At 62.8% G+C, this 11,249-nt stretch carries 10 protein-coding genes; 8 read left to right on the forward strand and 2 right to left on the reverse strand.

Annotated elements, in window-relative coordinates; translation table 11 throughout:
* The first annotated feature begins 3 nt into the window (after window positions 1-3).
* The gene (locus tag IB272_RS26815) at window positions 4-1,155 is read left to right on the forward strand and encodes an efflux RND transporter periplasmic adaptor subunit (protein WP_060606087.1); all 1,152 of its coding nucleotides are present in this window, start codon (window positions 4-6) and stop codon (window positions 1,153-1,155) included.
* An 18-nt stretch (window positions 1,156-1,173) separates the two neighbouring features.
* Here the strand turns inward: IB272_RS26815 and IB272_RS26820 are convergent, their stop codons facing one another.
* Window positions 1,174-2,070, reverse strand: coding sequence for a DMT family transporter (locus tag IB272_RS26820; protein ID WP_348646820.1), 897 nt, complete (start codon window positions 2,068-2,070; stop codon window positions 1,174-1,176).
* A gap of 135 nt (window positions 2,071-2,205) precedes the next feature.
* Here IB272_RS26820 and IB272_RS26825 point away from each other — a divergent pair, with 135 nt between their 5' ends.
* Complete coding sequence (locus IB272_RS26825; RefSeq protein WP_192445435.1) at window positions 2,206-2,676, forward strand: Lrp/AsnC ligand binding domain-containing protein; 471 nt, start codon at window positions 2,206-2,208, stop codon at window positions 2,674-2,676.
* 162 nt (window positions 2,677-2,838) lie between these two features.
* Here IB272_RS26825 and IB272_RS26830 read toward each other — a convergent pair whose 3' ends face one another.
* A complete protein-coding gene (locus tag IB272_RS26830; protein WP_192445436.1) occupies window positions 2,839-3,288 on the reverse strand; it encodes an Rrf2 family transcriptional regulator in 450 nt (149 codons plus the stop codon).
* A 319-nt stretch (window positions 3,289-3,607) separates the two neighbouring features.
* On the opposite strand from IB272_RS26830, the gene hmpA reads away from it, so the two are divergent.
* The 6 genes from hmpA (at window position 3,608) to nirD (ending at window position 11,249) form a co-directional block, all read left to right on the forward strand.
* The gene (gene hmpA, locus IB272_RS26835) at window positions 3,608-4,822 is read left to right on the forward strand and encodes an NO-inducible flavohemoprotein (RefSeq protein ID WP_192356940.1); all 1,215 of its coding nucleotides are present in this window, start codon (window positions 3,608-3,610) and stop codon (window positions 4,820-4,822) included.
* A gap of 223 nt (window positions 4,823-5,045) precedes the next feature.
* Window positions 5,046-5,648 carry an ANTAR domain-containing response regulator gene (locus tag IB272_RS26840; RefSeq protein ID WP_034789780.1) on the forward strand — a complete coding sequence of 201 codons (603 nt, stop codon included), beginning with the start codon at window positions 5,046-5,048 and terminating at the stop codon, window positions 5,646-5,648.
* Complete coding sequence (locus IB272_RS26845; RefSeq protein WP_192445437.1) at window positions 5,645-6,859, forward strand: CmpA/NrtA family ABC transporter substrate-binding protein; 1,215 nt, start codon at window positions 5,645-5,647, stop codon at window positions 6,857-6,859. Before IB272_RS26840 ends, IB272_RS26845 begins: the two co-directional genes overlap by 4 nt.
* A gap of 325 nt (window positions 6,860-7,184) precedes the next feature.
* Window positions 7,185-8,441, forward strand: coding sequence for a nitrate/nitrite transporter (locus IB272_RS26850; protein WP_034789792.1), 1,257 nt, complete (start codon window positions 7,185-7,187; stop codon window positions 8,439-8,441).
* Window positions 8,442-8,458: 17 nt separating this feature from the next.
* Window positions 8,459-10,909 (forward strand): nitrite reductase large subunit NirB, encoded by a 2,451-nt coding sequence (gene nirB / locus IB272_RS26855; RefSeq protein ID WP_192445438.1) that lies wholly within the window; start codon window positions 8,459-8,461, stop codon window positions 10,907-10,909.
* Window positions 10,910-10,919: 10 nt separating this feature from the next.
* A complete protein-coding gene (gene nirD / locus IB272_RS26860) occupies window positions 10,920-11,249 on the forward strand; it encodes a nitrite reductase small subunit NirD (RefSeq protein ID WP_043611168.1) in 330 nt (109 codons plus the stop codon).

Consider the following 11,249-nt stretch of genomic DNA (forward strand, 5'->3'; position numbering starts at 1 on the left):
GACATGCGTGGTTCGAGACTGGTCCTTGCCGCAGCGGTCGTGGTCGCCGCCCTTGCTGCGGCCTATCACTACAAGAACGGCGGCTTCGAGCTGAAGGGCGGCGACGCCGGTGCGGCGGTGGGTCCGCCGCAACAGGCTATGCCCGTTCCCGTCGCCTCGGTCGTCAAGAAAACCATTCCGATCTATCTCGACTATTCGGCACGCACCGAAGCGATCCGCAACGTGACGCTCCGCGCCAAGATCACGGGCTATATCGAGTCGCAGGCGGTGCCCGACGGTTCGGATGTGAAGGAAGGTGATCTGCTCTATCGGATCGACCCGCGCGATTATCGGGCAGCGCTCGATCAGGCAAAGGCCCAGGTCGAGCGCGACCAGGCGTCGCTCGCCTATCTCCGCTCCAATCTCAACCGCGGCAACGAACTGGCCACGACGGGTTACCTCGATAAGGACAGCTTCGATCAGCGCCAGAGTGCTGTGCACCAGGCCGAAGCGGCACTGGAGATGTCGCGGGCGGCGGTGCGCACCGCCGAGATCAATTTCGACTACACCGAAATCCACGCGCCCTTTGCCGGCCGGCTCGGCCGCGACCAGGCGCCGGAGGGAACGCTTGTCAGCAACACCGCCGGGACACCGCTCAACAACCTCGTGCAGCTTTCGCCGATCTATGTTTCCTTCAACCCGAGCGAAACAGAACTCGCCGACATCCAGAAGGCCCGGGCGAAGGGGAAAGTGCAGGCGGAAGTGCTTTTGCCTGGCGACAAGGAACCGCGCTATCGCGGCGACCTCACCTTCATCAACAACACGGTCGAGGGAAATACCGGAACGGTGGTGGCGCGCGTGACGATCGACAATACTGATCTTTCCCTGCTGCCCGGCCAATATGTCCGCGTCCGGCTGAAGATCCGCGACGAGCCGAACGTGCTGATGGTGCCGGAAACGGCGCTCGGCTCGAGCCAGCTCGGCAAATACATCTATGTCGTCGGCAAGGGGGAAACGGTCGAGCAGCGGCTCGTCACCCTCGGGCCGACGAGCGGCGACCTCATCGGCCTGACGTCAGGGGTTTCGGAGGGCGACCAGGTAATCGCGGGAAACCTGCAGAAAATTTTCCCGGGCGCACCGGTCAAACCGATGCCGGCCGAGCAGGCGCAGAAATAGGCCGGTCGCCGGCCCGGCCTACGCCCTTTTCAGGATCGGGAAGATCATGCCGAACGTGATGACGGCAATGGCAACGACCTGAAGCAGCGTCGGAACTTCACCGAGAACGACGACCCCCGCCGCGGTCGTCGTTACCGGAACGCACGGCATGAACAGCGACGCAGGCTGCGGACCCAATTGACGGATGACATAGGTGTAGAGAACGCTCGCGAGCGCCCCGGCGAGAAAGCCTTGGATGACGAATTGCGTGGCAATTTCGGTGAAAGAGGCGGCAGCGAGCCCGCTGGGCGCCAGAATGTGCAGCAAGGGCAACGGAAGACAGGAGAAGAACACCACTGCGATCGTCGCCGTCACGGCGTCGACGGACCATAGCCGCACCAGCACCGCAAAGGTGGCAAACATCAACCCCGAAACGGCGAACAACAGATCACCGCGCAATGTCCCGGCGTCGGCGACGCCCGATTGGAGCACGAACAGCAAAAGGCCGGCAATGACCGTGGCAACGCCAGCAAGGCGCGTGCCGGAGGCCTTGTCCTTGAAGACGAGACGGGAAAACAGGAACGAGAAGAAGACGATTACGGCGGGAGAGAGTGCTGCCGCATGGGCGACCGGTGCCAGCGAAAGTCCCTGGTTGATGATCAGCGGATAGGGCAGCCCCGTCAGCAGCGCCAGCACGGTTGCCTTGCGCCAGCCAAGCTGCATCAACTTCGGCAAGCCAACGCTGAGGAACACCGGCAGGAAGGCCAGGGCGGCGCCAGAGAACCGCAAGGTGACGATGTCGGCGGCGGTCAGATGCTCGCGCAGACTGAACCGGGCAGCCACGAACTGTAAGGTGGTGATTGCGACGACCGCCACCCCTGCCCATATCGCCAGCCGCCGGCTGCGGTCGCCCTCCCCTATCGTAGCACTTTGCACGCCCGTCTCTCCACATTGCGGAAGCCTTACCCGCGGCTTCGACAGAAGCACCGTATTGCGCAAAGGGCCGCGTCAAAATACACTGATTTCAGTGAATCTAAGCGATTATCACTCTTTTATGGACCAAATAGCGTGATGAACGAAATTGCAGGCCTCGACACCATCGATCGCACCTTGTTGAGATTGCTGCAGGAAGATGGCCGGCGGACCACACTGGAGCTGGCAGAGCGTGTCGGCCTGTCGCCAACGGGCACGAGCCAGCGCGTGAAGCGCCTCTTCCGCGAGGGTTACGTGAAGGCCGTGCGAGCGATCCTCGATCCGAAGAAGATCGGCCGGGGCACCGTCGTCTTCATCCAGGTGCGCCTCGACCATACCGCCCCGCATATCTTCGAGCGCTTCTCTGACGCGGTTGCAAAGGCGCCGGAAGTTCTGGAATGCCACATGGTGATCGGCGGCTTCGACTATCTGGTGAAGGCGCGCATTGCCGACATGTCGCTGTTCCAGGATTTTCTCGAACGGGTGATTTTGCCCCTGCCCGGCGTCAGGGAGACGCACACCTACGCCTCGGTCGGCGACGTCAAGCCGGACGCGCTGCTGCCGATCTGATGCTCAGGCGGGCTCCGGCCACGGCCAGGTTCGCCCCCGGCAAAGCGGCGCAACCTCAAATCGGACGTGAAGTAGCAGGCCGCGGCGAGTCATTGGGGTGCCGGGCGTTATTATTCCTCGAGCGACTGGCGACCTAACGCGCACGGGCCGCCAATCCCTTCGTCACAGGGTGCAATCTTCGCCCGGCAACGCTGCCCGGAAACCCAGGAGCACGCCGAGCGTCGAGCGTTTTTCGACGAGATCCGCAAGCGTGTACTTGTCGAAGACCGCGGCGAAGGCGGCCGTCGCTTCCGAAAGGACGGACGGTAGGCTGCAGGCCGGCGCGATGCGGCAACCTCGGCAATCGATCAGATCGGACAACTCCTCCGTGTGCCGGAGGAGAGCGCCGAGATTGATTTCGTTCGCAGCCCTTGCGAGCCTGATACCGCCGTTCCGGCCGCGTACAGCCTCCAAAAACCCCGCATTCGCGAGGTCTTGAACCACTTTCATCATATGGTTCTGCGAGACCGAGAAGGTATCGGATATCTCCCGGATGGAGCTGAGCCCAGTGGGCTGGGAGCCCAGATAGATCATCAGGCGCATCGCATAGTCGGTGTATTTCGTGAGCCTCATCGCGGGATCTGCGTCAAAAAGTCCGTTCAAAAAACATGCATTTGATTAGCATCTTTGATCGCAAGCGAATAGATGCATTTCAGATACATCTTTAAGGGTCATTTGCGATGAACGCGCGAACGGTAGCCGGAGCTGAGATCAGGATGATCGTCGAATGCTTCCAGGGCGAAGTCCGCATTAACAGGATTTTGAGCGCGGGATTCGCGGCCGCGAGAGATTGGGACACAGTTCCCGATCACCGGGCCCGGTGAATTGCCGGCTGCATTTCCAGGATCACCAACCTGCCCCCACTGATACGTCCCACCGAAAGGAAAAAATCATGCCGAAACCACTCTCCCCCGAGACTGTCCAGATCGTGAAAGCCAGCGCTCCGGCGCTCGCGGCCCACGGAACGGAAATCACGAAGAGCATGTATGCCCGCCTCTTCCGTGACGATCATATCCGCGCGCTGTTCAACCACGCCAATCAGGGCGAAGGCGGTTCACAGGTTAACGCGCTTGCCGCCGCCATTCTCGCCTATGCGCAGAACATCGATAATCTCGGCGTGCTTGGCCCGGTGGTCGAACGGATCGCCCACAAGCACATCGGCTACCATATCCTTCCAGAGCACTATCCCTTTGTAGCCAAGGCTCTTCTCGCCGCCGTCGAGGATGTGCTCGGGAGTGCGGCGACCCCTGAGCTCCTCAACGCATGGGGCGAGGCCTATTGGTTCCTGGCCGATATTCTCAAGGAGCGCGAGACCGCCATACGCGGCGAACTGATGGAGCGCTCGGGCGGTTGGAACGGCTGGAGAGATTTCGTCATCGCCTCAAAAGTTCGCGAGAGCGACGTCGTCACCTCGTTTATCCTGAAACCCAAGGACGGCGGTCGCGTTGCGCGCCACAGACCCGGCCAATATCTGACGTTTCGCTTCCAACTGGACAATGGCCTGGAGATGAAGCGCAACTACTCGATCTCCAGCGGGCCGAACGACAGCTTCTACCGCATCTCGGTAAAGCGCGAGGCGCACGGGCAAGGCGGATCCCGATATCTCCACGATCAGGCGACCGTCGGCACGGTCTTGAGCGCGACCCCGCCGGCCGGCGACTTCTTCCTCCCTGAAGCGCCGGAAGCACCTGTCGTATTGCTGTCGGGTGGCGTCGGCCTGACCCCCATGGTCAGTATTCTCGAGACGATCGCCGAGGAACATCCGAACCTCGAGGCGCACTTCGTCCACGGCGCGCTGAACAGCGGCACGCATGCCATGGATCGGCATGTTCGCGAACTCGCCGATGCACATGGCAAGATCACGATCAGCAGCTTCTATAGCGCGCCTGCAAACGGGGATGCCGTGGGGCTGTCGCACGACTTCGATGGCTTCATCACCGCGGAATGGCTTCGCAAGCACACGCCGATCGCCAATGCCGAATTCTATCTCTGTGGCCCCAAACCGTTCCTTCGTGCGCTCGTCCCGGCTCTTGCCAGGGAAGGCGTTTCCAGCGAGCGGGTCCACTATGAGTTCTTCGGCCCATCCGACGAACTCATTGCAGCCTAAAATGCCTTCGGTCGGCACTTTCACGGACCGTGGAAGAGCTTGATCTCCTCATTGCCGCGGCGCGGCGCTCGCGCCGCGGCATGTCGATCTACGCCGAGTATCTGGCAGTCCCGCCTGTGCGTGAACGCCATCCGAAAGATCACCCTTGCTTTCGGACCCGCCATGCTGCATTGCAAAAAGAGCCGACACGGCAGGTCAAGCTTGGTCAGAATGCGGTCGTGGCATGCAGCACAGCAGACTAAACGTCCTGGTCATCGACGAGAATCGCATCCGCGCCGCCATCATCGAGGACGGGCTGCGCGACGCGGGCTATGACCATGTCACCGTCATCGACAATATGCACGGCCTGGCGCGACGCATCGCGGACCTCAATCCCGACGTCATCGTGATTGATCTCGAAAACCCAAACCGCGACATGCTGGAAAGCATCTTCCAGCTTTCGCGCGCGGTGAAGCGCCCGATCGCGATGTTCGTCGACAAGTCCGACGAGGCCTCCATCGAGGCGGCTGTCGAGGCCGGGGTCTCGGCCTATATCGTCGACGGTCTGAAGCAGGAACGGGTGCGCCCCATCCTGAAGATGGCGATCAGCCGCTTCAACGCATTCTCCCGCCTCAACCGCGAGCTGGAAGAAACCCGCGGCGAGTTGGAAAACCGCAAGGTGATCGACCGCGCCAAGGGCCTCTTGATGCGCTCGCGCGGGCTCTCCGAGGAAGAGGCCTATGCGCTGCTGCGCCGCACGGCGATGAACCAGAACCGCAAGATCGTCGACATCGCCCAAAGCCTCGTCACGGCGGCAAGCCTGCTCGATCCGGGAGGAAAGGAATGACGACGCGCCACGCCATCACCGCCGGTTTCGTGCCGCTCCTCGACAGCGCCTTGCTCGTTGTCGCCCGCGAGATGGGCTTTGCCGAAGAACAGGGGATCGACCTTACCCTGCTGCGCGAACGCTCCTGGGCAAGCATCCGCGACCGGCTTGCGGTTCGCCATGTCGATGTGGCGCATATTCTCGGTCCGATGCCGATCGCCGGCAATCTCGGCCTCAATGTGCCTGCCCCTGAAATGATCGTGCCGATGTCGCTGGGTCTCGGCGGCAATGCGGTGACGGTGTCTCCGGCGCTCTGGCAAAGGATGGCGGAAAACGGCGCGACCACGGATCTCGATGCGCGCGCGAACGGTGCAGCCCTGCGCAAGGCGATCGATGCGCAGGCGGGCGCGCCGCTGCGTTTTGCCGTCGTGCATTCCTATTCCGGGCACAATTACGAACTGCGCTACTGGCTGGCAGCGAGCGACATCGATCCGGACCGTGATATCGAGATCGTCGTGCTGCCGCCGCCCGACATGGGCGATGCGCTCGCCGAAGGCGTGATCGACGGCTATTGCGCCGGCGAGCCCTGGAACACCTTCGGCGTGCTTCGCCGCGGCGCACATCTCGCGACCGTCAAGGCGGCGATCTGGCGGTCGAGCCCCGAGAAAGTGCTTGGCGTCAACGCACAGTGGGGGGAGGCCAACCCGGAGGCGATGGCCGCCCTGCTCGTGGCGCTTCATCAGGCGTCAATTTGGTGCGCCCGCCCGGATAACCACGAGGCACTCGCGACCCTTCTGGCAAAGCCTGCCTATGTGGGGCGCGACGCCGAACTGCTTCTTCCCGCCCTCAAAGGCACGCTGCCGGTCGGCGGCGGTGAGGTCCGGGTGGTCAGAGATTTCTTCGTTCCGAATGCCAAGGCGGCGACCTTCCCCTGGAAGAGCCATGCCCTCTGGTTCTACACCCAGATGGTGCGCTGGCGGCAAATCGAGCATACGGCAGAGCGCCAGCGTATCGCCGCGGAAACCTACCGGCCGGACATCTACCGCGCCGCATTGAAGCACCTTGGTATCGCCATGCCGTCGGCAAGCGCCAAGGTGGAAGGCGCCTTGACCGTCGAAACCCCAGTCGGCTCATCGGGCGCGCTGACGCTCGGGCCGGATGGCTTCTTCGATGGCGGACGCTTCGATCCCGACGACCTCGATGCCTACATCGCTGCCCAGTCTGCAGGCTGAATGCGCGACGCCTAATTTATGCGCATTGCACAAAAAATGGCTTCGCACTGCACCAAGGAATGTCACCCACCGGGATGACGCCAGGCCGACGATTTCACTTTTTCTTTTAGATCAATAGCTTGCCAAAACTGGCACGCTGATTGCTTTTATATTCTCAGGCCCTCGGGCCAAGAGATCGGTGTCCAACGACGGGCGCCCTACCAGCAAAGCCGCTGATCAGGACTGCGCACACGGAGCGAACCGTGTCGGGCATACCTGGCCAGCGGCTTTTTGTTTTTCACCCCCAAGATGGAGCGGCACGACCTTGTCGGGCCTCGGAGAAGCCATGTCTGAGAACAAGCAGCCATTATCCGCCAGCGAACCCGCCACGGCTTTGTGGATGTCCACTTTTGCCTTCACGATCTGTTTCGCCGTCTGGACGATCTTCGCCATCATCGGCATCCGCATCAAGCAGGACCTCGCGCTCACCGAAGCGCAGTTCGGCCTGCTGGTTGGCACGCCCATCCTCACCGGTTCACTGGTGCGCATCCTGCTCGGCGTCTGGACCGGGCGCTACGGCGGGCGCCTCGTCTATACGCTGACGATGCTGGCCGCAGCCCTTGCGACTTTTCTGCTCACCTACGCCACCACCTATCCGCAGATGCTGCTCGCCGGCCTCGGCATCGGTCTTGCCGGCGGCTCTTTCGCGGTCGGCGTCGCCTATGTCTCGCCCTTCTTTCCGCCGGAAAAGCAGGGCACGGCGCTTGGCATCTTCGGCGCCGGCAATGTCGGCGCGGCGGTGACGAAATTCCTGGCGCCCTTCGTCCTCATTGCCTGGGGCTGGCAGACGGTTGCCGAGATCTGGGCGGCCGCACTCGTCGTCACGGCACTCGTCTTCTGGTTCACGACAAGCGACGATCCGGCCTTCCGCAGCCGCCGCGAGCGCCAGCTGCCAAAGCGCAGCCTGCTCCAGGAGTTCGCACCGCTGAAGAACGCCCAGGTCTGGCGTTTCTCGCTCTACTATTTCTTCGCCTTCGGCGGTTTCGTCGCCCTCTCGCTCTGGCTGCCGCGTTATCTCGTCGGCGTCTACGGCTTCGATATCGCCGTGGCGGGCATGGTCGCAGCCGCCTACTCCATCCCCGGCAGCGTCTTCCGTGCCTTCGGCGGCGTGCTTTCCGACCGCAAGGGCGCGCGTAGCGTCATGTACTGGATGCTCGGCATCTCGGCGGTGGCAACACTGATCCTGTCGCTGCCGGCCGCCGGCGAGGGCCACGGCTTCGGCATTACGCCTGCCGTCTTCATCGTCACGGTCTTCGTGCTCGGCTTCGTCATGAGCCTTGGCAAGGCCGCCGTCTACAAGCACATCCCGGCCTATTACCCGGAAAACGTCGGGGCGGTCGGCGGCATCGTCGGCATGGTCGGCGGGCTCGGGGGCTTCGTGCTGCCGATCGCCTTCGGCCTGCTCAAGGACGCGACCGGCCTGTGGTCGAGCTGCTTCCTGCTTCTCTTTGCCGTCGTCGTCGCATCGCTCCTGTGGATGCATCTTTCGATCCGCCAGATGGAACGCCGCGCGCTCACCCTGCCGACGGCTGCTGCCGCGTAAACAGACAAGGACAGACCATGACCGAGAAACTCGTCATCATCGGCAATGGCATGGCGCCGGGGCGCATGCTGGAGCACCTGCTGGAAAAGGCGCCCGGGCACTACGACGTGACCATTTTCAACGCCGAACCACGCGTCAACTACGACCGCATCATGCTGTCGCCGGTGCTGTCGGGCGAAAAGGATTACGAAGAGATCATCATCCACGGCGACGGCTGGTACATCAAACACGGCATCACGCTTTACAAGGGTCATCGCATCGTCGCGATCGACCGCGATGCCCAAACCGTGACCTCCGACCATGGCGTGACCGAAAGCTATGACAAGCTGGTGATCGCGACCGGTTCGGTGCCCTTCATCCTGCCGGTGCCCGGCAAGGACCTGCCCGGTGTCATCACCTATCGCGATCTCGATGACGTGCAGGCCATGCTGCTCGCCGCCCAGTCGCGCGAAAAAGCCGTCGTCATCGGCGGCGGCCTGCTCGGCCTTGAAGCGGCCGCCGGCCTTGCCGGTCGCGGCATGGACGTCACCGTTCTTCACGTGATGCCGACGCTGATGGACCGCCAGCTCGACCCGGCCGCCGGCTATCTCCTTGAGAAGGAGCTGGAAGGCCGCGGCATCAAGATCATCTGCAAGGCCAACACCAAGGCGATCGTCGGCAACGGCAGGGTCGAAGGCATCGAGCTCGACGACGGCCGCATCATTCCGGCGACGCTCGTCGTCATGGCCGTCGGCATTCGGCCGAGTGTCGGCCTTGCGAAGGAGGCCGGCCTTGCGATCAACCGCGGCATCGTCGTCGACCAGGGCATGCAGACCTCGGATGGCCGCATCTGGGCGCTCGGCGAATGTGCGGAAGTGGGCGGCATGGTCTATGGCCTCGTCGCGCCGCTTTACGAGATGGCCCGTGTCGCCGCCTCGCATCTGGCTGGCGACCGCTCCGCCGCCTTTGTCCATTCCGACACGCCGACCAAGCTCAAGGTCACCGGCATCGAACTTTTCTCGCTCGGCGACTTTGCCGATGGCGACGACCGCGAGGAGATCGTCCTGCGCGACGCCACGGCCGGCGTCTACAAGCGGCTGGTGCTGAAGGGCAACCGCATCATCGGCACCGTGCTCTATGGCGAAACATCCGACGGCGCCTGGTTCAACGATCTGAAGAAGAAGGAGACCGACGTCTCCGAGATGCGCCAGACCCTGATTTTCGGCCAGGCCTTCCAGGGAGGCGCTCCGCTGGACCCTATGGCGGCCGTTGCAGCCTTGCCGGATGATGCGGAAATCTGCGGCTGCAACGGCGTTTGCAAGGGTAAGATCGTTTCCACGATTGCCGACAAGGGCCTGACGTCGCTCGACGAGGTGCGCGCCCATACCAAGGCATCGGCCTCCTGCGGCTCCTGTACCGGCCTTGTCGAACAGCTGATGACGCTGACGCTCGGCGAGAGCTACAGACCGGCCGCCGTCCAGCCGATGTGCGGCTGCACCGATCTCGGCCACGACGACGTACGTCGGCTGATCAAGGCCAAGGGCCTGAAGACCATTCCCGCGGTCATGCAGGAGCTGGAATGGAAGACCTCCTGCGGCTGCGCCAAGTGCCGCCCGGCGCTCAACTACTACCTCGTCTGCGATTTCCCGGACGAATATGCCGACGACTACCAGTCGCGCTTCATCAACGAGCGCGTTCACGCCAACATCCAGAAGGACGGCACCTATTCCGTCGTGCCGCGCATGTGGGGTGGGGTCACCAATTCCGGCGAGCTGCGGGCCATCGCCGACGTGGTCGACAAGTTCGAAATTCCGCTGGTGAAGGTGACCGGCGGCCAGCGCATCGACCTGCTCGGGATCGAAAAGGAAGATCTACCGGCCGTCTGGGCCGATCTCGGCAAGGCCGGTTTCATCTCGGGCCAGGCCTATGCCAAGGGTCTGCGCACGGTGAAGACCTGCGTCGGCTCGGACTGGTGCCGCTTCGGCACGCAGGATTCCACCGGGCTTGGCATCCGGATCGAAAAGTTCATGTGGGGTTCCTGGACGCCCGCCAAGCTGAAGATGGCGGTTTCCGGCTGTCCGCGCAATTGCGCGGAGGCCACCTGCAAGGACATCGGCGTCATCTGCGTCGACTCGGGCTTCGAGATCCATTTCGCCGGTGCTGCCGGGCTCGACATCAAGGGCACCGAGGTACTTGGCCTGGTGAAAAGCGAGGACGAGGCGCTGGAACACATCGTGGCGCTGACGCAAATGTACCGCGAGCAGGCCCGCTATCTCGAGCGCATCTACAAGTGGGCGAAACGAGTCGGCCTCGACGAGATCCGCCGCCAGATCATGGACGATACGGACAAGCGCAAGGCCTATTTCGACCGCTTCGTCTTCAGCCAGAAATTCGCCCAGGTCGACCCTTGGTCGGAGCGCGTCTCCGGCAAGGACAAACACGAGTTCCGGCCGATGGCGACGGTCGGCTTCCCCCAAGCTGCGGAGTGAGATGATGAACATGACCTGGCACCCGATCGGCGACATCTCGGACATTCCGCTGCGAGGCGCGCGCTGCGTGAAGACGCCTCAGGGCAAGATCGCCGTCTTCCGCACAGCCGAAAACGAGGTCTTCGCGATCGAGGACCATTGCCCGCACAAGGGCGGGCCGCTGTCACAAGGCATCGTCCACGCGAAGGCGGTCACCTGCCCCTTGCACAATTGGGCGATCTCGCTCGAAACCGGCAAGGCGCTCGGGGCCGACGAAGGCGCGGTGCGCACAATTCCGGTGCGTATTGACGGCGGCGCGCTGTTCATTGCGCTCGAAAGCCTGCTGATTGCGGCGGAATGA

Source organism: Ensifer sp. ENS08 (assembly GCF_014852195.1).
GTDB lineage: Bacteria > Pseudomonadota > Alphaproteobacteria > Rhizobiales > Rhizobiaceae > Ensifer > Ensifer adhaerens.

Coding starts and splice junctions, on each gene's coding strand:
- IB272_RS26815 (WP_060606087.1), top strand. CDS start 4: ATGCGTGGTTCGAGACTGGTCCTTGCCGCAGCGGTCGTGGTCGCCGCC.
- IB272_RS26825 (WP_192445435.1), top strand. CDS start 2,206: ATGAACGAAATTGCAGGCCTCGACACCATCGATCGCACCTTGTTGAGA.
- IB272_RS26830 (WP_192445436.1), bottom strand. CDS start 3,288: ATGAGGCTCACGAAATACACCGACTATGCGATGCGCCTGATGATCTAT.
- hmpA (WP_192356940.1), top strand. CDS start 3,608: ATGCCGAAACCACTCTCCCCCGAGACTGTCCAGATCGTGAAAGCCAGC.
- IB272_RS26840 (WP_034789780.1), top strand. CDS start 5,046: ATGCAGCACAGCAGACTAAACGTCCTGGTCATCGACGAGAATCGCATC.
- IB272_RS26845 (WP_192445437.1), top strand. CDS start 5,645: ATGACGACGCGCCACGCCATCACCGCCGGTTTCGTGCCGCTCCTCGAC.
- IB272_RS26850 (WP_034789792.1), top strand. CDS start 7,185: ATGTCTGAGAACAAGCAGCCATTATCCGCCAGCGAACCCGCCACGGCT.
- nirB (WP_192445438.1), top strand. CDS start 8,459: ATGACCGAGAAACTCGTCATCATCGGCAATGGCATGGCGCCGGGGCGC.
- nirD (WP_043611168.1), top strand. CDS start 10,920: ATGACCTGGCACCCGATCGGCGACATCTCGGACATTCCGCTGCGAGGC.